The organism is Bradyrhizobium sp. JR3.5 (genome assembly GCF_054057015.1).
Genome location: NZ_JBSRYV010000002.1, coordinates 2,755,378 through 2,774,255, shown reverse-complemented (window position 1 = coordinate 2,774,255; position 18,878 = coordinate 2,755,378). Strand labels below are relative to the sequence as shown.

18 protein-coding genes and 2 pseudogenes are annotated in these 18,878 nt (G+C 64.1%); 6 read left to right on the top strand and 14 right to left on the bottom strand.

The genetic code is table 11. The features are described from left to right. Positions 1 to 141: 141 nt before the first annotated feature. Together ACVWW1_RS30170 and ACVWW1_RS30165 are read right to left on the bottom strand one after the other, a co-directional pair. Entirely contained in the window at positions 142 to 1,086 is a 945-nt protein-coding gene (locus tag ACVWW1_RS30170) for an MBL fold metallo-hydrolase (RefSeq protein WP_456658394.1), read from the bottom strand. Between the two features lie 164 nt (positions 1,087 to 1,250). Next, positions 1,251 to 2,027 (bottom strand): sulfite exporter TauE/SafE family protein, encoded by a 777-nt coding sequence (locus ACVWW1_RS30165; protein WP_456658393.1) that lies wholly within the window; start codon positions 2,025 to 2,027, stop codon positions 1,251 to 1,253. Positions 2,028 to 2,176: 149 nt separating this feature from the next. On the opposite strand from ACVWW1_RS30165, the gene ACVWW1_RS30160 reads away from it, so the two are divergent. After that, a protein-coding gene (locus ACVWW1_RS30160; protein ID WP_456655323.1) for an IS630 family transposase occupies positions 2,177 to 3,119 on the top strand; the annotation gives its coding sequence in 2 pieces (ribosomal slippage) (positions 2,177 to 2,512 and positions 2,514 to 3,119; 942 coding nt in all). A 249-nt stretch (positions 3,120 to 3,368) separates the two neighbouring features. Here ACVWW1_RS30160 and ACVWW1_RS30155 read toward each other — a convergent pair. Continuing rightward, a complete protein-coding gene (locus tag ACVWW1_RS30155; RefSeq protein ID WP_456658392.1) occupies positions 3,369 to 3,845 on the bottom strand; it encodes a hypothetical protein in 477 nt (158 codons plus the stop codon). On the opposite strand from ACVWW1_RS30155, the gene ACVWW1_RS30150 reads away from it, so the two are divergent. Then, positions 3,829 to 4,551: a transposase gene (locus ACVWW1_RS30150; RefSeq protein ID WP_456657698.1), complete on the top strand. Its 723-nt coding sequence runs from the start codon at positions 3,829 to 3,831 to the stop codon at positions 4,549 to 4,551. The genes ACVWW1_RS30155 and ACVWW1_RS30150 overlap by 17 nt on opposite strands. A gap of 158 nt (positions 4,552 to 4,709) precedes the next feature. On the opposite strand, the gene pheT is transcribed toward ACVWW1_RS30150, so the two are convergent. From pheT to pheS, 3 genes are all read right to left on the bottom strand, one after another. Further along, entirely contained in the window at positions 4,710 to 7,118 is a 2,409-nt protein-coding gene (pheT, locus tag ACVWW1_RS30145) for a phenylalanine--tRNA ligase subunit beta (RefSeq protein ID WP_456658391.1), read from the bottom strand. After that, the gene (locus ACVWW1_RS30140; protein WP_456658390.1) at positions 7,115 to 7,549 is read right to left on the bottom strand and encodes an endonuclease domain-containing protein; all 435 of its coding nucleotides are present in this window, start codon (positions 7,547 to 7,549) and stop codon (positions 7,115 to 7,117) included. The genes pheT and ACVWW1_RS30140 overlap by 4 nt, the downstream gene beginning before the upstream one ends. 179 nt (positions 7,550 to 7,728) lie before the next feature. After that, positions 7,729 to 8,811 carry a phenylalanine--tRNA ligase subunit alpha gene (gene pheS, locus ACVWW1_RS30135; RefSeq protein WP_456658389.1) on the bottom strand — a complete coding sequence of 361 codons (1,083 nt, stop codon included), beginning with the start codon at positions 8,809 to 8,811 and terminating at the stop codon, positions 7,729 to 7,731. A 195-nt stretch (positions 8,812 to 9,006) separates the two neighbouring features. Here pheS and ACVWW1_RS30130 point away from each other — a divergent pair, with 195 nt between their 5' ends. Beyond that, positions 9,007 to 9,417, top strand: coding sequence for a hypothetical protein (locus ACVWW1_RS30130; RefSeq protein WP_456658388.1), 411 nt, complete (start codon positions 9,007 to 9,009; stop codon positions 9,415 to 9,417). Positions 9,418 to 9,419: 2 nt separating this feature from the next. On the opposite strand, the gene rplT is transcribed toward ACVWW1_RS30130, so the two are convergent. From rplT to infC, 3 genes are all read right to left on the bottom strand, one after another. Further along, positions 9,420 to 9,779, bottom strand: coding sequence for a 50S ribosomal protein L20 (rplT, locus tag ACVWW1_RS30125; RefSeq protein ID WP_029081033.1), 360 nt, complete (start codon positions 9,777 to 9,779; stop codon positions 9,420 to 9,422). Between the two features lie 77 nt (positions 9,780 to 9,856). Beyond that, positions 9,857 to 10,057 carry a 50S ribosomal protein L35 gene (rpmI, locus tag ACVWW1_RS30120; RefSeq protein WP_008539890.1) on the bottom strand — a complete coding sequence of 67 codons (201 nt, stop codon included), beginning with the start codon at positions 10,055 to 10,057 and terminating at the stop codon, positions 9,857 to 9,859. Between the two features lie 306 nt (positions 10,058 to 10,363). Then, entirely contained in the window at positions 10,364 to 10,903 is a 540-nt protein-coding gene (infC, locus tag ACVWW1_RS30115) for a translation initiation factor IF-3 (protein ID WP_092126381.1), read from the bottom strand. 228 nt (positions 10,904 to 11,131) lie between these two features. Between infC and ACVWW1_RS30110 the strand changes: the two genes are divergently transcribed. Continuing rightward, on the top strand, positions 11,132 to 11,926 hold the full coding sequence (locus tag ACVWW1_RS30110; protein ID WP_456658387.1) for an alpha/beta hydrolase: 795 nt from the start codon (positions 11,132 to 11,134) through the stop codon (positions 11,924 to 11,926). Positions 11,927 to 11,949: 23 nt separating this feature from the next. Next, positions 11,950 to 12,420, top strand: coding sequence for a nuclear transport factor 2 family protein (locus tag ACVWW1_RS30105; RefSeq protein WP_456658386.1), 471 nt, complete (start codon positions 11,950 to 11,952; stop codon positions 12,418 to 12,420). A 121-nt stretch (positions 12,421 to 12,541) separates the two neighbouring features. Here the strand turns inward: ACVWW1_RS30105 and ACVWW1_RS30100 are convergent, their stop codons facing one another. The 3 genes and pseudogenes from ACVWW1_RS30100 to ACVWW1_RS30090 all read right to left on the bottom strand — a co-directional run bounded on the left by ACVWW1_RS30100 (position 12,542) and on the right by ACVWW1_RS30090 (position 15,203). Further along, positions 12,542 to 13,339: an acyl-CoA thioesterase domain-containing protein gene (locus ACVWW1_RS30100; RefSeq protein ID WP_456658385.1), complete on the bottom strand. Its 798-nt coding sequence runs from the start codon at positions 13,337 to 13,339 to the stop codon at positions 12,542 to 12,544. 34 nt (positions 13,340 to 13,373) lie between these two features. Further along, positions 13,374 to 14,561, bottom strand: a complete 1,188-nt coding sequence (gene queG, locus ACVWW1_RS30095; protein ID WP_456658384.1) for a tRNA epoxyqueuosine(34) reductase QueG — start codon at positions 14,559 to 14,561, stop codon at positions 13,374 to 13,376. Next, positions 14,510 to 15,203: pseudogene (locus ACVWW1_RS30090) on the bottom strand (glutathione S-transferase family protein). Before ACVWW1_RS30090 ends, queG begins: the two are co-directional and overlap by 52 nt. A 263-nt stretch (positions 15,204 to 15,466) precedes the next feature. Between ACVWW1_RS30090 and ACVWW1_RS30085 the strand changes: the two are divergent. Next, positions 15,467 to 16,273: an undecaprenyl-diphosphate phosphatase gene (locus ACVWW1_RS30085; protein ID WP_097671347.1), complete on the top strand. Its 807-nt coding sequence runs from the start codon at positions 15,467 to 15,469 to the stop codon at positions 16,271 to 16,273. 294 nt (positions 16,274 to 16,567) lie between these two features. Here ACVWW1_RS30085 and ACVWW1_RS30080 read toward each other — a convergent pair. Together ACVWW1_RS30080 and ACVWW1_RS30075 are read right to left on the bottom strand one after the other, a co-directional pair. Further along, positions 16,568 to 17,609, bottom strand: a pseudogene (locus tag ACVWW1_RS30080) (IS110 family RNA-guided transposase). Positions 17,610 to 17,791: 182 nt separating this feature from the next. Then, positions 17,792 to 18,760 (bottom strand): complex I NDUFA9 subunit family protein, encoded by a 969-nt coding sequence (locus ACVWW1_RS30075; RefSeq protein ID WP_456658383.1) that lies wholly within the window; start codon positions 18,758 to 18,760, stop codon positions 17,792 to 17,794. Between the last annotated feature and the right edge of the window lie 118 nt (positions 18,761 to 18,878).

The window sequence follows — 18,878 nt, the reverse complement described above, 5'->3', positions numbered from 1 at the left end:
CAGGGACGACGGCGAGTCTGTGGCGCCACCTGAGCCGCCCATCCCCGTCGCCGTCGGGCAACTCAGAGATTCGGGTAGCCGCTCTCTCCTCCCGTCATTCCGGGGTTCTCGCTTCGCGAGCCCTGGAATGACGAAGGGAGCTCACACCGGCAGCTTCAGCTCCATCAGATCCTTGGCCACCACGATCCGGCCCTTGAAATTCGTCTTCACGTCCCTGGTCCAGTCGTCGTCGGTGACATCAGGGTCGTCGCCGGGGACGAAGTGGCTCAGCACCAGTGTCTTCACGCCGGCGGCGGCTGCGATGCGGCCGACGTCTTCAGTCGAGGTGTGGCTGTCGAGCAGATGCTTCTTCAGCGTCGCGCCGTTTCTGGTCTTCGCCACCAAGCGATCGACCGCGGGAATGTACAGGCATTCGTGCACCAGCACGTCGGCACCCTTAGCGAACTCGGCAAGCTTCGGATTGTAGGCGGTGTCGCTGGAGAACACGATCGTGCCATCCGGCGTCTCGAACTTGTAGGCGAAGTTGTCGACGATGGGCGGATGCGGCGTGCGGAACGCCGTGACGGTGACGTCAGGCGTCTTCAGCACCACGCCGTCGTCGGTGATGTCTTTGGCGATCAGCAGCTTGCGTGGATCGGGCCGGCCTTCGTCCGCGATCCGGGTCTCGACGTCGAACTTGTTCAGCTCCCAATATTCCTTGGTCATCGCCTCGATGCCCTTGGGACCGAACGAATGGATCGGCGTCGAGAGGCCGGCCGCCCAGGCGTTGTAGAACAAATTGCCGTATTCCAGATTGTGATCGGAATGGTGGTGGCTGATGAAGATGTACTTCACGGACGGGATCGGCACGCCGGCGTTGACCAGCTGCCGGCTGACTCCCATGCCGCAATCGATCACGAACGGCGTGTCGTTGACGACGACGAGATTGGCTGGATTGGAAGCGCCGATGCCGACCCGCGGTCCGCCCTTGGTGCCGAGGAACACGATCCGCGTGCGCGCCCTTGTGCCCTGCGCGCGCACCGCCGGTGCCGCGAGCATGGCAGCGCTGCCGAGCGCCAGTTTCAATGCATTGCGGCGATCGATCATGGTGTTCCTCCCCTTTTCTTCTCCCTCGCCCCGCGCTTGCGGGGAGGGGTGAGGGGGTGGCGCCGCAAATTCGAAAGACGTCAGTATGCGGAGAGCCCCCTCACCCGGATTGCTACGCAATCCGACCTCTCCCCGCAAGCGGGGCGAGGTGGTTCAGCGTCCGCCTAGCCGCCGCGCAAAATGCCATCAAGCGCCGGCAGGCCGACGATGACGGCCGCCGCGATCAGCCCGTAGCAGATCGCGCGAAATACCTGCTCGCTGGCCTTGCCGAACAGCGAAGCGCCGAACCAGACGCCGATGCCGTAGATCGGGCCGACGATCAGCGAGAACTTGACCGATTCGATCGTGATCAATCCGGTGAACCAGTAGCTGACCAGCGAGAAGAAATCCGAGGCGCCGAAAAACAGCACGATGTTGGCGCGCGAGATCACCGACGAGATCGGGCGTCCCAGCCAATAGGCGACGATCGGCGGGCCGCCGGTCTGCGCGAGGCCGCTGCAGAAGCCGGAGAGGCCGCCGACGCCGATCGAGAGCGCGGCGTGATCCTTGCCGTGATAGCGCCAGCCCGACAGCAGCAGCGTGAGCAGCGCCGCGACGAAGCAGGAGATGATCCAGCGCGTCGTCACCGGCTCGAGCACCGTCAGGAAATAGGTGCCGACGGGAACGCCGACCAGCGCGCCGGCGACCATGACCGCGGTCGCCTTGCGGTCGGTATGGGTCCAGGCGTTCGGCAGCAGCGGCGCCGCCGCAACGAAGTCGATGATCAGCAGCAGCGCCGCCACCAGCCTCGGCGCCGCCACGCTGCTTGCGAGCGGCATGAAGATCAGTGCTGAGCCGAAGCCCGAGAAGCCGCGCGCCGTGCCCGACACGAACGCAATCGCGCAGATCGCAAGTGCGATGCCGGTCGAGATGTCGGAGGGGAGGAGGGTGAGGGAGGTCATGGGAGGCGTCACTTACCTCGCCCCGCTTGCGGCTATCGCATTCACACATCTGGGTTGCGATTAGAGCATGTTGTTTTTTGCCGGAATCGGGATTCCCAGAAGGGACAATTTCTGATTCAAACTCCATGCTGGAACGGGGGCCAGCATGGATGACGCGACCCTATTCGGAAGATCTTCGTGAACTCGCTCTGGCGCGGGCTGACGCGGGCGAGACCGTGCGTTCGATTGCAGAAGCGCTTCAGATCAGTCCTTCCTGTGTGACAAAGTGGAAGAATCTGCGGCGGGAGACCGGAGGCGTTTCTCCCGGCAAGATCGGCGGTCACAAGAAGCCGGTTCTGTCCGGCACCAATGCCGACTGGCTGCGCAAACGCATTCGCTCCGGCCCATTCACTTTGCGGAAGCTGACGCAGGAACTGGCTGCGCGCGGGATCAAGACCGACGTGCGGGCAGTGTGGACGTTCGTCCATGCCGAAGGGCTGAGCTTCAAAAAAAACGATCCTGCCGGCCGAACAAGATCGTCCCGATATCGCGCGTAAACGGACGCGCTGGAAGACCCATCAGGGCAGGATCGACGCCTCGCGCCTGGTCTTTATCGACGAGACCTGGATCAAAACCAACATGGCGCCGCTGCGAGGCTGGGGACCGAGTGGGCAACGTCTCCAGGCGTCTGCGCCTTTCGGCCATTGGAAGACCATGACCTTCATCGCGGCGCTGCGCCACGACCGGATCAGCGCGCCATGGGTCATCGACGGCCCCATCAATGGCGAGCTCTTCACCCTCTATGTCGAGCAGGTGCTGGCGCCGACCCTCGCAAAGGGTGAACTCGTCATTCTCGACAATCTCGGCAGTCACAAGGGCAAGGCGGCGCGCAACGCCATCCGCGCCACAGGAGCCCATCTGCTCTTCCTGCCGCCCTATAGCCCCGACCTCAATCCGATCGAGCAGGTCTTCGCCAAGCTCAAACACCTGATGCGAGCCGCGCAGCCGCGTGATGTCGAAGCGACTTGGCGCAAGGTCGGCGAACTCCTCGACGTCTTCTCCAAGGAGGAGTGCGCCAACTATCTCAAAAATTCAGGGTACGTTTCCGTATAAACACATCATGCTCTAGCGGTAAAGCGGGATTCTCTATCGGTAGGCAAGCCGGTGGAGGTTTTGATGGCCGGGGTGGCATATGGACTGGGACGATTTGGCGATCGTCGCCTGGAAAAAGGGGGGCGCGGCTGCATGCGGCGCTGGTGGCCCGACCTGGCTCGTGCATCCGCCGCCTCGGTGAGGACCGTGCGGGGCGAGATGCAGTTTCGCCGGCTTCTTCACAATCCGTCGGTGACGGCCGCAGAGATGTCACGGCATGCCGGAGACCTCACCGGGCAGCGAGCGGCTGGTCGGCATGTTGTTGTCGCACAGGACACGTCGGAATTGATCTTGGGCGGCCGGCGGTCGCGACAATGCTACGGACCGGTCGCCAAAGGCAATGCCGCGGGTTTGTTGCTGCATGTGGCACTGGCGGTAGAGGCCGAGACGCAAGGGTTGCTCGGTCTGGTCTCGATGCAGGTTTGGAACCGTAACCGAGAGGAGTTGGCACCACGGCGCAAGCGGGCGACGGCGGCTAAGGAATCGCAACGATGGATCGAGAGCAGCGAACGGGCGGGTGAGGTACTGGCTGCGGCGGCCAGCGTCACGATGGTATCGGACCGCGAAAGCGACTTTTACGAACTGTTCGTGAAGCGTCCGCAAAACGTCGAATTGGTTGTGAGGGCCTGCCAGAATCGGCGGATCGAGGGGGCCGAAAGAAGACCCGGATTTGCTGTTCACCTTCATCGACGCCCAGGCCGAACAAGGGCGCGTTGCCATGACGGTCCCCGCCGCACCAGGACGGCGCGCGCGCGATACCGAGTTCGCAGTGCGCTTCGCGCCGGTGGCCGTATGCCGGCCGCTCCATGGAGCCGATCCGACGTTGCCCGAGACGGCTCACCTGACGCTGGTCGATGTCCGCGAGGTATCGGAGCCGAAAGACGGTAGCGCACCTGTGCATTGGCGGCTTTTGACTACCCACGCTGTCGCTACATTGAACGACGCGCGTCAAGTGGTCGGCTTCTACCGGACGCGTTGGGTGATCGAGGAGTTCTTCCGTACGCTCAAGACGGCAGGCTTCGATATAGAGGAAGCCGATATCGGCGACCCGCAGGCCATGATCAACTTCGTCGCTGCTGCAGCCGTTGCGGCCATCACCATCAAGCAACTCGTCCAGGCCCGCGACGGCAACACGGATCAGCTCCTGAGCGATGCCTTCGAGCCAGACGACCAACCCATCCTCGAAGCCGTCTCCGCCCGGCTCGAAGGCAAGACCGAGCGGCAACGCAATCCGCACCCGAAGGGATCCCTGGCCTTTGTCGCTTGGGTCATCGCACGCCTCGGCGGCTGGACCGGCTACTACGGCAAGCCGGGTCCCAAAGTCATCCGCATCGGCCTTGCCAAGTTCCACGCCATCAAATACGGCGCCAATCTAAGGCTTCAGAATGTGTGAATCTGATAGCCGCTTGCGGGGAGAGGTCGAAATTCAAGCACAGCTTGAATTTCGGGTGAGGGGGAGCAACTATCACCGTACACGTGGAGAAAGCCCCTCACCCCAACCCTCTCCCCGTAAGAACGGGGCGAGGGAGCAATCCATCGTCTGCGTCGACATCACGCCCGCAGCGTGCCGCCGATCTTCTTCGTCACCTCGGCGACGACCTTGGCGGCGATCGTGTCGATCTCCTGGTCGGTCATCGTCTTCTCGCGCGGCTGGATCGTCACCGCGATTGCGATCGACTTCTTGTCGGGAGCGATGCCCTTGCCTTCATAGACGTCGAACACGGTGACGTCGGTGATCAGCTCCTTGTCGACATTCTGCGCCGCGCGGACAATGTCGCCCGCCTTGACGCTGCGATCGACGATGAAGGCGAAGTCGCGTGACACCGGCTGGAACGCCGAGAGCTCCAGCACCGGCTTGGCGCGCGTCGCCCGCTGCTTGCCTTGCGGGACGCGATCAAGGATCACCTCGAACACGATCATCGGGCCGTCGGCGCCGAGCGCCTCGGCCGCACGCGGATGCAATTCGCCGAAGGTGCCGAGCACGTTCTGCGGGCCGATCTGGATGGTGCCGGAGCGCCCCGGATGCAGCCAGGCGGGACCGCCCGGGACGATCTGCAGCGCCTGCATCGGCGCGCCGGCGGCCGCCAGCACGGCGAAGGCATCGGCCTTGGCATCCATCGCGTCCGCCGTGGCCGAGCCGGTCCAATGCCGCCCGATGCCTTTCGACGAGGCGTAGCCATGGCGTACGCCGGAGGCAGCCACGAGCTGGTCCTCGGGTCTGTCGCCGCGGAACACCTGGCCGACCTCGAACAGCGCGACATCGGGATAGCCGCGGTTGATGTTGGCCTGAGCCGCCGCGACGAGGCCGGGCAGCAGGCTCGGCCGCATGTCGGAGAGATCGGCCGCGATCGGGTTGGCAAGCACCAGCTCGCTCTGGCCGCCGCCGAACAGTTTTGCCGCGTCGTTGGTGATGAACGACCAGGTCACGGCCTCCACCATGCCGCGGACGCCGAGCGCGCGCTTGGCGCGGCGGGTGCGCTGCTGCATCGGCGTCAGCACCGGCTTGCGCGGCTCCTCGCCGCGATCGAACGGCGTCATCGGCACCTTGTCGACGCCGACGATGCGCACGATCTCTTCGACGATGTCGGCCTTGCCCTGCACGTCGGTGCGCCAGGACGGGATCGCGATCTTCACCACAGGGCCGTTGCCGGCGAGCATGAAGCCGAGCCGGGTCAGGATCAGCTTCACTTCGACCAGCGGCACCTCGATGCCGGCGAGACGCTTGACCTCGCTGAGCGGGAAATCGACCACGCGATCCTCGCCGAACTGCTTGCCGACCACGACGTTCTCGGACGGCGTGCCGCCGCACAGCTCCAGCACCAGCTTGGTCGCGAGCTCGAGCCCGGGCACCATGAAGGCCGGATCGACGCCGCGCTCGAAGCGGTAGCGTGCGTCCGAATTGATGCCGAGCTTACGGCCGGTCTGCGCGATGTTGATCTCGTTCCACAGCGCCGATTCGATCAGCACATCGGTGGTGTTGTCGTCGCAGCCCGAGGCCTCGCCGCCCATGATGCCGGCGAGCGACTCGACGCCGTGCTCATCCGCGATCACGCAGACGTTGCTGTCGAGCGTGTAGGTGCGGCCGTCGAGCGCGAGCAGGGTCTCGCCGTCTTTCGCGCGGCGTACGGTGAGGTTGCCCCTAACCTTCTTGGCGTCGAACACGTGCAGCGGACGCGCGCGGTCGTAGGTCATGAAGTTGGTGATGTCGACCAGCGCGTTGATCGGGCGCAGGCCGATCGAGGTCAGCCGCTGCTGCAGCCATTCCGGCGACGGACCGTTCTTCACGCCGCGCACCAGTCGCAGCGCGAAGCCCGGACACAGCGCGGCGTCTTCCACCTTCACCTGAACCGGGCAGGGGAATTCGCCCTTGATCGGCCTGATGCCCGGTTCCCTGAACTTGCCCATGTCGGCGGCGGACAGATCGCGCGCGATGCCGTGCACGCCGGTGCAGTCCTGCCGGTTCGGCGTCAAATTGATCTCGATGACGGGATCGCCGAGCCCGGCCCAGTCGGCATAGCCCTTGCCGAGCGGCGCGTCCGCCGGCAATTCCATGATGCCGTCGTGGTCTTCGGAGATCTGCAATTCGGCCGCCGAGCACAGCATGCCGCGGCTCTCGACGCCGCGGATGGTGCCGACGCCGAGCGTGATGTCCTTGCCCGGGATGTAGGTGCCGGGCGGCGAGAACACGCTGATCAGCCCCGCACGCGCATTCGGCGCACCGCACACCACCTGCACCGGCGTGCCGCCGTCGCCGGTGTCGACCATGCAGACGCGCAGCCGGTCGGCATTCGGATGCTGCTCGGCCGAGATCACGCGCGCGATGGTGAACGGCGCGAGCGCCTTCGCCTTGTCCTCGATGTTCTCGACCTCGAGCCCGATCATGGTGAGCTTGTCGGCGAGCTTGTCGAGCGGCTCGTCGGTCTCGAGATGTTCCTTCAGCCAGGAGAGGGTGAACTTCATGACGATGACTTCTCCGGTCCCCTCTCCCGCTTGCGGGGGAGGGTCAGGGTGGGGGCTCTCTCCGCAATGGCAGCGGCGATTGTTTCAAGGACGCCTGCTCGGTTTGTCATGACATCGAGATTGCTGAAGCGAAGCACTTTGAAGCCTCTCGCTTCGATGACGGCCGAGCGCGCGGCATCGGCGCGTTCGCCCTGGTCTGAAGAATGCTGGCCGCCGTCGAGTTCGATCACCAGCTTTGCGGCATGGCAGACGAAATCTGCGATGTAGTTGTCGATCGGCACTTGTCGACGGAAGGTTGCGCCGTTCAGGCGATTGCCGCGCAGCGCCGACCAAAGCATTCGCTCCACATCGGTCGAGTTCTTGCGAAGTGCGCGGGCGTTGGACCGGAGTGTACCGGACACCTTCCAATCCGGATGTTCGGGATCGACCATCGGCAGCCCCATTGTGGACAGACCCCCACCCCAGCCCTCCCCCGCAAGCGGGAGAGGGAGCCCGACCATCCGCGGCGATGGAGTCTTCGTATCCACTTGAGCGAGTCCTATCCATTCCCTCCCCCGCTTGCGGGGGAGGGTTAGGGTGGGGGCCTTCACGGTGGGAACGAAGTCCAAGTTCACGTACTCAATCCTCCCGCGATCGTCGGGATGTCGAGCGGCTTGAAGCCGTAGTGGTTGAGCCAGCGGATGTCGTTCTCGAACAGCTGGCGGAGATCGGCGATGCCGTATTTCAGCATCGCGATGCGGTCGATGCCCATGCCCCAGGCAAAACCCTGGTAGACGTCGGGATCGATGCCGCAGGCGCGCAGCACGTTCGGGTGCACCATGCCGCAGCCGAGGATCTCCATCCAGTCCTCGCCCTCGCCGAAGCGGATCTCGCCCTTGTCGCGGCGGCACTGGATGTCGACCTCGAGCGAGGGCTCGGTGAACGGGAAGAACGACGGCCGGAACCGCATGTTGATGTGGTCGACCTCGAAGAACGCCTTGCAGAACTCGTGCAGGATCCACTTGAGGTGGCCGAGATGCGAGCCCTTGTCGATCACGAGGCCTTCGACCTGGTGGAATTGCGGCGTGTGGGTCGCATCCGAGTCGATGCGGTAGGTGCGGCCCGGGCAGATCACACGGATCGGCGGCTTCTGGGTCAGCATGGTGCGCACCTGCACCGGCGAGGTGTGGGTCCGCAGCAGCATGCGCGAGCCGTCCTCCTTCGGATTGAAGAAGAAGGTGTCGTGCATCTCGCGGGCGGGATGGCCGATCGGGAAGTTCAGCTTGGTGAAGTTGTAGTCGTCGGTCTCGATGTCGGGACCTTCGGCGACCGCAAAGCCCATGTCGGCGAAGATCGTGGTGAGCTCGTCCCACACCTGGCTCAGCGGATGGATGCGGCCGGTCTCCGCCGGCGTCTCGCGCAGCGGCAGCGTGACGTCGATGGTCTCGGCGGCAAGGCGTGCATCGAGCGCGGCCGCTTTCAGCACATCGCGCCTGGCCGCGAGCGCCTGCGTCACCGCGTTCTTGGCGAGGTTGATCCTGGCGCCCTCGGTCTTGCGCTCCTCCGGCGACATCTTGCCGAGGGTGGCAAGCAGGGCCGAGATCGAGCCCTTCTTGCCGAGCGCCGAGACGCGCACCGCCTCGAGGGCGGGCTCGTCAGCGGCCGAGGCGATCTGGTCGAGGATGGATGTTTCGAGCGTTGCGAGGTCGGACACGGTCAATTCCTGCGCTGAGCATGATCCGGCGGGAAGAACCGGCTTCCGAACCATGCGCCAAAATTCGGCTGGGTTGTCGCCGCCCGAAGGCCGTAACGTCAAGCAAAAAGCCGGTCATTTCGGGCTTGTGGCCGGCGGCATTGAACCCCGCGCGGAGGTCGGGCTACCCAAGGGGAGTTCAAGGAGACCCAAGCGATGTTGCTGCGATCTTGCCTGGCCGTGCCAGCGGTCCTGTTCATGCTCGGCACGGCGCATGCCGCGACCGAGGAATGTCCCGCCAAATCGACCCAGATGGACGACATCATCGCGGTGCTGGAGAAGGCGCCGAGCTGCAACCGCGCGATGAAGATCTTCGAGGCGTGCGAATACGGCGCCAGCGGAGACGTCCAGTTCGGTGCTGTCGTAGAGAAGAAATGCGAGGCGGACTTCCTGTCCGGCCTCAAGGGTGCGCCGAAGCGGGCGTATCAGCACGAGATGCAGGTCTGCGACCGCAAGTACCGGAATGAATCCGGCACCATGTACATCTCGTTTACGGCGTTCTGCCGGGCGCAGGTCGCCCAGCGCTATTCGCAGAAGGCGCTGAAAGCGGGCCAGAAGGCCCGCTAGGATCAGGCAGCCAGCGCGGCCTTGGCCTTCTCGGCGATCGCCTGGAACGCAACCGGCTCGTGGATCGCGAGATCCGACAGCACCTTGCGGTCGACCACGACGCCCGACTTGGAGAGGCCGTTGATGAACACGCTGTAGGTCATGCCGAACGGACGGACCGCGGCGTTGATGCGCTGGATCCAGAGCGCGCGGAAGGTGCGCTTCTTGCGCTTGCGGTCGCGGAAGGCGTACTGGCCGGCCTTTTCGACGGCCTGCTTGGCAGTGCGGATGGTGTTCTTGCGGCGGCCGTAATAGCCCTTGGCGGCCTTGAAGACTTTCTTGTGCTTGGCGTGAGAGGTCACACCGCGTTTGACGCGAGACATGACGGAAATCCTTGAGATCTAGAAGAAGTGACGGGGCGCCGCGCCAGGCGCGGCCGGGTTCAAGCAGATGAGCGCGATCAGGCGTTCGGCAAGAAGTACTTCTTGACGTTGTCGCCGTCGGTCTTGAACAGCACGCGGGTGCCGCGGAGCTGACGGATCTGCTTCTTCGTCCGCTTGATCATGCCGTGGCGCTTGCCGCGCTGGGCGTGCATGACTTTGCCAGTGGCAGTCACCTTGAAGCGCTTTTTAGCGCCCGACTTGGTCTTCAACTTGGGCATTTAGCTCTCCTGTCGCCCAACACGAATATCGCCCAAAGAGGCGTTCGGTCGGCTAAAATGCTCGTTAGAGCGTTGAAAGTGCTATGGTTTTTTCCGAATTGAAAGAACCTGCACTGGACGTCGCCACGGCAGCCCTTGATCAGCCGGGCGACGAAGGCCCGGCTTATGACAGAGGATCGGCGGTTTTGCAACGTTTCAGGTAGCTAAACTACGGAACCGTAGCCCGAATGGAGCCCCCCAGACACGAAACGGCCCGCCAGAGGGTCTGACGGGCTGCTCCATTTTTAGCAAAGCGACAAACTCGAATTAGCGCGGCGCCAGCACCATCACGACCTGGCGGCCTTCGAACCTCGCGTCCTGCTCGACCTTGGCGAACTCGGCAACGTCGGCCTTCACCTTGTCCAAGAGCTTGGTGCCGATCTCCTGGTGCGCCATCTCACGACCGCGGTAGCGCAAGGTGATCTTGACCTTGTCGCCTTCCTCGAAGAAGCGCTGCATCGCGCGCATCTTCACGTCATAGTCGTGATCGTCGATCATCGGGCGGAGCTTGATCTCCTTGATCTCGACGACCTTCTGCTTCTTGCGAGCTTCGGCGGCCTTCTTCTGCGCGGAATATTTGTACTTGCCGTAGTCCATGATCTTGCAGACCGGGGGACTGACGTTCGGCGAAATCTCGACGAGATCCATGCCGGCTTCCATGGCCATCTTGATGGCCACCATGGTTTCGACGGTGCCCTGGTTGACACCATCTGAATCAATCAGCTGGATCTGCGCGTTGCGAATCTCATCATTGGTGCGCGGCCCGTCTTTTGCGACTGTGGGCGGGGCTCTATTGGGACGGCGAATGGGTAACTCTCCAAAGTTGTGAAAGGGAAGGCGGATATTTTGAAGCAAGACGCTGCGACGGGCAAGCGAACTCGCTCTTTTACGCGGCAAAACCGTCAATTGCGAGGCATTTTGGCCACGCCCGGCACATATAGCGGGCGCGCCTGCTCTGCAAGGCGGGCCTGCTGCCGTTGACCGCTGCCGCGCGACGATTGAAAAGCGGACATCTGACACGCGAGTGACCAAACCATGAGCCAAACCGCCACATCCGAGCAGGAACCCGCGTTCATCGAGGTCGGCGAGGGCCGCGGGGCACGCCGGATCGCGGTGCGTGCCCGGGCTGGGAGTGGCCCCGGCCTGGTCTGGCTCGGCGGCTTCAAGTCCGACATGACCGGCACCAAGGCGATCGCGCTCGATGCATGGGCCGCCGAGCATGGCCGCAGCTGCGTCAGGTTCGACTATTCCGGCCACGGCGAATCCGGCGGCGAGTTCGCCGACGGCACGATCGGCCGCTGGCTCGAGGAGAGCGTCGCGATGTTCTCGCAGTTCTGCCGCGGGCCGCAGGTCGTGATCGGGTCCTCGATGGGCGGCTGGATGGCGCTGCTGCTGGCGCGCGAGATCATGCGTCGCGGGAACGCGAAGGCGCAACTCGCCGGTCTCGTGCTGATCGCACCGGCGCCCGACTTCACCGAGGAATTGATGTGGAAGGGCTTCTCGCCGGAGATCCGCGCCGAGATCGAGACCAAGGGCGTCTGGCTCAGGCCATCCGAATATGGCGACGGCTCGCCCTATCCGATCACCCGCAATCTGATCGAGGAGGGCCGCAACCACCTCTTGCTCGGCAGCAAGATCGACGTCGGCTGTCCGGTACGCATTCTGCAGGGCGCGCAGGATCCCGACGTGCCGTGGAAGCATGCGTTCGCGCTGGTGCACCGGCTGCCGGCCGAGGACGTGGTGCTGACCATGATCCAGGACGGCGATCACCGCCTGTCGCGTCCGCAGGACATCGCGCGGATCATCGCCGCGGTGGCGGAGATCGGCTAGGCTCTCCTTAAAGGGAGAAGCCAATGGATAATACAACAAGCATGCTGCGCGCATTCTGCGACGCGGTCGAACAGCGCGACGGCAAGGCCTTCGCAAACCTCTTCACCGAGGACGGCGTCTACCACGACGTGTTCTATGGCGCGTTCGAGGGTCACGCCAAAATCGCCGAGATGATCGACGACTGGTTCTACCGGACCGCGACCGATTTCCGCTGGGTCATGCACGATCCGGTCTCCGACGGCGCGACGCTCTACGCGCGCTACACGTTCAGCTACCGCTCGACCTTGCCGGAGGCAAACGGGGCGCGTGCGATGTTCGAGGGCGTCGCGATCATGCGGCTGCGTGACGGCAAGATCACATGTTATCACGAGGTCGCCAACACCGCGCCCGCCTTCGTCGATTTGAATTTCGCGCCGGAGCGGATCGCGAAGATCGTCGGCAAGCAGGGCGCCGCGCTGCGGGCGCGGCCGGAGATGAAGCGGCATTTGATGTAATCGCCTCTCACCCTCGTCATTCCGGGGCGCGCGAAGCGCGAACCCGGAATCCATTTCTCCGTGCGTCTCTGTGGCCCGATGGATTCCGGGTTCATCGCTGCGCGATGCCCCGGAATGACGGTTAGGGCGGCGGCGGATTGCTCATCGGCTTGCGCTGGGCTAGCGCCGCCACGGTAGACGTGCCGATCGGGCCCTGCTCGTCATAGAGCCAGCATTCGCCGATCGCGATGCCGTCGGTGGCGTGATGATTGACGACCTCGAAGCCGATCCAGTTGCTCACCGGCAAACGATGCAGATAGATCGTGACGTCGCTGTTGATGTAGCCGAGGCCCTGGTCGCCGGCATTGGCGAAGGGGCTGGCGAAATCCGCGCCGGTCGCGACATGGACGAACGGCGTCATCTTCACGCCCGCGACGAGCTCGCGGACTTCGCTCATCCAGAGCCTGCGCTCGCCGAGCGAGCCCATGTGGCCGATGATCGGCCGCGTCTCCCATTTGCCGTTCATGCCGAGCCTCGGATCGGCCGGCTTCGGGATCTCCGCGGGCGCCAGCACCTTCCAGTTCGGCGGCGACCACACACTGCCGGGTGCATTTTCCGTCCTGCGCAACATCTGGCAGGAGGCGCGCGCCATGCTGGTGCCGCCGGAGACGAACTCGGCCTCGATCACCTTGATGCGGAGCCCATCGCGCACCAGCTTGGTCGTGACCTCGACCGGCGTCGTGATGTTGGGCAGCCGAAACATGTCGACCGTGAGCCGTGCCGGGACGAAGTCGTCGGAGCCGTGGCGCTCCTCGATGACGAAGCCGAGCAGGCCGATCACGACGCGGCCGTGCATCGATTCCGGGCTCCACGGTCCGTTCGCAACTGACGTCGGCATGAAGCCGTCGCGATGTCTGGTGAAGAAGGGCTGGTTTGTCATGGTTGTCGACCATGACGGGAACGGCGCGATGAAATCAAGAGGCGGCCGCGCGCCACTCCTGCTGCACCGTGAGGTCGGGCTCGCCACCGGCCCGTGACGCCAGCGCCGCGAACGCATCGTGGGCGATCAGCTGCGACAGCGCCCACACCGCAGCGCCGCGCACCAGCGGGCTCGCATCGTCGAGCAAGCGCTGCGCTTCGGCGGCGAGACTTGCATCGGCGGAATTGCCGATCGCGATCAGCACATTGCGGATGAAGCGGTCGCGGCCGATGCGCTTGACCGGTGATTTCGTGAACAGCGCGCGAAACGCGTCGTCGTCGAGCCGCGCGAGATCGGCGAGCGCGGGCGCGCGCAACGCGTCGCGCGCCGCAAGCTTCTGCTCGCGTCCCGCCATCGCGAACTTGTTCCACGGACACACCGCGAGGCAGTCGTCGCAGCCATAGATGCGGTTGCCGATGGCCTTGCGGAATTCGTGCGGGATCGGGCCCTTGTTCTCGATCGTCAGATACGAGATGCAGCGCCGCGCATCGAGTTTGTAGGGGGCAGGAAACGCCGCGGTCGGGCAGATGTCCTGGCAGGCGCGGCAGTTGCCGCAATGATCGGCTTCGTCCTCATCGCGCGGCAGCTCGGTGGCGGAATAGATCGCGCCGAGAAACAGCCACGAGCCGAATTCGCGCGACACCAGATTGGTGTGCTTGCCCTGCCAGCCGATGCCCGCGGCTTGCGCCAGCGGCTTCTCCATCACAGCGGCGGTGTCGACGAACACCTTCACCTCGTCGCCGGTCATCGCGGCGAGCCAGCGCGCCAGAATCTTCAGCCGCTTTTTGATCACGTCGTGATAGTCGTCGCCCTGCGCATAGACCGAGATCGCGCCATGCGATCGGCGCGCGAGAATGTTGAGCGGATCGTCGTCGGGCCCGTAATTGACGCCGAGCATGATGATCGAGCGCACGCCACCCCACAGCACGCGTGGGTCCGTGCGCCGCTCCGGATTGGCCGCGAGCCAGTCCATCTCGCCATGGCCGCCGGAGCCGAGGAATTCCAAAAAATATTGTCCGGCCGCGCGCGTCGCATCCGGATCGGTAAAGCCGATGGCATCGAAGCCGAGCGCGCGCGCCTCGCGCCCAAGCGCTTCCTTGAGATCGGACGGAGAGAGCCTGACCGCCCGGTTCAGAAGTCGAGGTCCACATAGGTGCGCGACGCCGGCACCCCCGCCAGCCATTCGCTGAGCAGCGGGCGGAACGACGGGCGGGATTTCACCCGCGCGTACCACGACTTTGCCGCGTCGTCCTCGCTCCATGGCACGTCGCCCAGATAGTCGATCGCCGAGAGGTGCGCCGCGGCGGCGAGATCCGCGTAGGTCAGGCGGTCGCCGGCGAGATAGTTCCGCGTCTTCGCCAGCCAGCCGATATAGTTCAAATGATAGCGCACATTGACCTTGGCGGCGCGCATGATGTCGGGGGCCGGCGGGCCGGCCGCCATTGTCCTCGCTCATGAAGCGCTTGTAGATCCGCTCGGTCACCAGCGGGTTGGAGGCTTCTTCGAAGAATTTCTCGTTGAACCACGCCATCAGCCGGCGCACCTCGACGCGCTCGGCCGAAGACGTCGGCAGCAGCCGACGCTCGCCGGCATCGAGACCATGCGTCTCGTCGACATATTCGGCGATCACGGGCGCCCCCGGAATCGGCGGAAAGCCCTCGGCGATCAGCACCGGCGTGTTGGCCGCCGGATTGAGCGCGAGGTACGCCTCGCGCCGCTCCCAGACCCGTTCCTCCACCAGGCGCAGATCGAGGCCATACTCGCCGAGCACGAGGCGAATGAAGCGCGAATGCGGACAGAACGGATGGTGATACAGCGTATACATGAAGCCCTTGGTAGTGTCGTGGCGCTTAAGAAACCATCAACCTGTGTGACCTGAACCTGTGATTTGGCCAGACCAGTTCCGCTCGTCTCTATGTCGCGTCGGCACGCAAACCGGTAGCCACCCCCGCAGATGGTGCGGGTCACAAAAACGCTATAGCCCAGCAAATCGGCCGGGTAACCCATTGTTTGACGATTCTTTGCGATTGCGGCCTATCTGCGAATAAGCGAGAAGAATTCGGTTTTCCACACAGGGCAGATCAGATCATGATGACGGATATGCTGCGGGCGGTGATTCTCGGCATCGTCGAGGGCGTCACGGAGTTCCTGCCGGTCTCTTCGACAGGCCACCTGCTGCTCGCGGAACGCTTCTTCAATCTCGGCGAAGGCAATTTCTGGAAAAGCTTCGCGATCCTGATTCAGCTCGGTGCGATCCTTGCGATCCTCGCGCTCTACTTCACCAGATTGTGGCGCGTCGCGCTCGGCATGTTCTCCAATCCCGACGACCGCCGCTTCGTCATCGGCGTGCTGGTGGCGTTCCTGCCCGCCGTCGTGATCGGCCTGATCGCCGGCAAATACATCAAGGAATTCCTGTTCAATCCGTGGGTGGTCTGCTTCACGCTGATCGTCGGCGGCGCCGTCCTGCTCTGGGTCGATCAGCTCGATCTCAAAGTGTACGAGGACGACGCGACCCGGTTCCCGCTGTTGATGTATTTCTGGATCGGCGTCGCGCAGTGCCTGGCGATGATCCCCGGCGTGTCGCGCTCCGGCGCCAGCATCGTGGCTGCGATGCTGCTCGGCGCCGACAAGCGCTCGGCGGCGGAGTTCTCGTTCTTCCTCGCGATCCCGACCATGGTCGGCGCGTTCGCCTATGATTTCTACAAGAACCGCGCCGACTTCTCGTCCGACAATCTCAGCGTCATCGCGGTCGGCTTCGTGGTCTCCTTCATCGTTGCAATGGTCGTGGTGAAGACGTTCCTCAACTACGTCACCCGCCACGGCTTCACGTTCTTCGCCTGGTGGCGCGTGATCGTCGGCACGCTCGGCCTGATCGCGCTGGCGATGGGAAGGTAAGGCCTAGCTCGTCGTCCCGGCGAAGGCCGGGACCCATATGTGGACGGCCCCCGTGGCACAAGAGCTTTCTGGGATTGATCGGATCGCTTGCATCCATATGTCCGGCCTGTTGAGTGCGATCGAATGGATCGCTGGCCAAGATGGTTTGCGCGATGCGAGTTCCAAACAACCACGCGACCTGTTGACGGCCGATGGGTCCCACGGATTGTCTCGCATCGTTGCTCGATCGATCGCTCCATCTGCTCTTGCAGCTCCGGGTCGGCTGACGAGCGAGCCCGCCAGCCGGCCAATCTGTTAAGCGGTACCCGTCGTCGCGGCATTCAGCCGTGCGGCGTCATAACTCTCACCCGTCACCATCAGCTTCCAGACGATGCGCGCCACCTTGTTGGCGAGCGCTACGGCCGCAAGCTTCGGCGGCTTACGCTTGATCAGCGCCAGCAGCCAGCGCGAGTGATGACCGCGCCCCCGCCTGGCCTGCTGGATCACCGCCGTGGCCCCGACGACCAGCAGACGGCGCAGGTCCTCATCGCCCGCCCGGGTAATCTTGCCGAGCCTGGTCTTGCCTGCGGTGGAATGGTCCTTGGGTGTCAATCCCAGCCAAGCCGCAAAGTGACGACCGGAGCGGAACGCGCCCGGATCAGGTGTCTTCATCACCAGCATCGTTGCAATGATCGGACCGACCGAGGGGATCTGAGCCAGGCGCCGGCCCGTGGCATCGCCGCGGTGCCAGGCCATCAGCCTGGCCTCAACCACCTCCAACTCGCCCTCGAGCCTGACGCACTCCCGACCCAGCACGACAAACAGCTCGCGCGCCAGAGCGGGAAGCGTCTCGTCCTGCGCGATCCGCGCCAGCAGTGGTTCGATCGCCTCCAGTCCCTTGGGCGCGATCAGGCCATACTCCGCCGCATGGCCGCGGATCGTGTTGGTCAATTGGGTGCGCCGGGCGATCAGTCCGTCGCGGACCCCCATCAGCATCAGCGCAGCCTGCTGCTCGGCCGTCTTCACCGGCACAAAGCGCATGCTCGGCCGGCTCATCGCCCTCACACAGGCCTTCTGCATCACGCCCGTCATTCTTGTTCCGCATCACGTAGGGTTTAACCAATTGCGGCGCCATCAGCTTCACCTCATGGCCCAGCCTGGAAAGCTCGCGCGCCCAATATTGCGACGCCCCGCAGGCCTCCATCCCGATCACCGTCGGCGGAAGCTTGGCAAAAAACTCAAGCACCTGCTTGCGCGACAGCTTCTTGCGCAACACCGGCTGTTCCGCCGCGTCAACTCCATGCAGCACAAAAATATGCTTCGACGTATCCATCCCAATACGGATAATCTCTCTCACGGACGGTCTCCTTGTCTGAGATTTACAACAACCTCATTCTGGCACACTGATGCCGTAGGGGGCCGTCCACACCATCAACCCAAGTCTTTGTTGGTTACGCGAGATGGGGCCACAGCTCCGCACAAAGCGGACATTTGTGGCTATGGGTCCCGGCCTTCGCCGGAACGACGGGTGGAGAGTGCTTACGCGCTCTTCTTCTGGAACTGCCCCGTCGCGCGGAAGCGCCAGAGGTATTGCGGGGCGATCGCTTCCATCGAATCGGGCGTGATGCCGAGGCCCGCGAAAGTGAGACCGGCGGCCATGGCGGCGTCGGACACCACATTGTCCGAGCGCAGCATCGCGACCTGGTCCGGGGTCAGCGTGAACGGCCCCGGCGCGAATTGCAGGACATACGACTGCAGCTTGGCGAGGCCGAACGGCAGCGGCGCCAGCATGCGGTCGCGCTGGGTGATCCGAAGGATGATCTGCATCACCTCGCGCATGGTCAGCACTTCCGGCCCGCCGAGCTCGTAGGTCGCGCCCGGCTTCGCCTTGCCGTCGACGGCATCGGCCACGGCGTCCGCGACGTCGGCGACATAGGCCGGCTGCACCTTGTTGACGCCACCGCCGACCAGCGGCAGCATCGGCGACATCCGCGCCAGCGCCGCAAAGCGGTTGGTGAATTGATCCTCGGGCCCGAACAGCAGCGACGGCCGCATGATGGTGGCCTGCGGCAGGGCCGCCTGCACCGCCTGCTCGCCTTCCGCCTTGGCGCGGTAATAACCCGACAGCGAATCCTTATCGGCGCCGATCGCCGAGACATGGACCATCCGCCCGCCCACGGCGGCTGCCGCCTTGGCGATGGTCTCGGCGCCCTTCACCTGCACGGCGTCAAAGCTCTGCCCGCCGCCCTCGGCCAGGATGCCGACCAGGTTGATGGCGATATGCGAATCACGCATCGCCGCCTCGACCGAGGCCGGGTAGCGCACATTGGCCTGCACCGCATGAATCTGCCCGACGCGGCCGAGCGGCTGCAGATGGCCGGCCAGTTCAGGCCGCCGCACCGCGACTCGCACGCGGTAATCGCGCTTGCAGAGCGCCCGGACCACGTTCCGTCCCAGAAAACCCGATCCGCCGAAGACCGTGACGAGCGTTTCCAGGTTCGATGCCATGAGGTCCATTCCTGCCGGATTCGAGAGCGATTGGGCGTATTTACAGCCTTTCGCGATACGCCATCAGCCCAATCCTGTACAGGCTATTTGAATTTCCAATCGCGAATTTGACAAGCGC

Bases quoted from the DNA above. Each gene is read 5' to 3' on its own strand.
- ACVWW1_RS30170 (WP_456658394.1), bottom strand. From the start codon at position 1,086: ATGATCGATCGCCGCAATGCATTGAAACTGGCGCTCGGCAGCGCTGCC.
- ACVWW1_RS30165 (WP_456658393.1), bottom strand. From the start codon at position 2,027: ATGACCTCCCTCACCCTCCTCCCCTCCGACATCTCGACCGGCATCGCA.
- ACVWW1_RS30155 (WP_456658392.1), bottom strand. From the start codon at position 3,845: ATGAAGGTGAACAGCAAATCCGGGTCTTCTTTCGGCCCCCTCGATCCG.
- pheT (WP_456658391.1), bottom strand. From the start codon at position 7,118: ATGAAGTTCACCCTCTCCTGGCTGAAGGAACATCTCGAGACCGACGAG.
- ACVWW1_RS30140 (WP_456658390.1), bottom strand. From the start codon at position 7,549: ATGGTCGATCCCGAACATCCGGATTGGAAGGTGTCCGGTACACTCCGG.
- ACVWW1_RS30130 (WP_456658388.1), top strand. From the start codon at position 9,007: ATGTTGCTGCGATCTTGCCTGGCCGTGCCAGCGGTCCTGTTCATGCTC.
- rplT (WP_029081033.1), bottom strand. From the start codon at position 9,779: ATGTCTCGCGTCAAACGCGGTGTGACCTCTCACGCCAAGCACAAGAAA.
- rpmI (WP_008539890.1), bottom strand. From the start codon at position 10,057: ATGCCCAAGTTGAAGACCAAGTCGGGCGCTAAAAAGCGCTTCAAGGTG.
- ACVWW1_RS30110 (WP_456658387.1), top strand. From the start codon at position 11,132: ATGAGCCAAACCGCCACATCCGAGCAGGAACCCGCGTTCATCGAGGTC.
- ACVWW1_RS30105 (WP_456658386.1), top strand. From the start codon at position 11,950: ATGGATAATACAACAAGCATGCTGCGCGCATTCTGCGACGCGGTCGAA.
- ACVWW1_RS30100 (WP_456658385.1), bottom strand. From the start codon at position 13,339: ATGACAAACCAGCCCTTCTTCACCAGACATCGCGACGGCTTCATGCCG.
- queG (WP_456658384.1), bottom strand. From the start codon at position 14,561: ATGGCTGGCGGGGGTGCCGGCGTCGCGCACCTATGTGGACCTCGACTT.
- ACVWW1_RS30085 (WP_097671347.1), top strand. From the start codon at position 15,467: ATGATGACGGATATGCTGCGGGCGGTGATTCTCGGCATCGTCGAGGGC.
- ACVWW1_RS30075 (WP_456658383.1), bottom strand. From the start codon at position 18,760: ATGGCATCGAACCTGGAAACGCTCGTCACGGTCTTCGGCGGATCGGGT.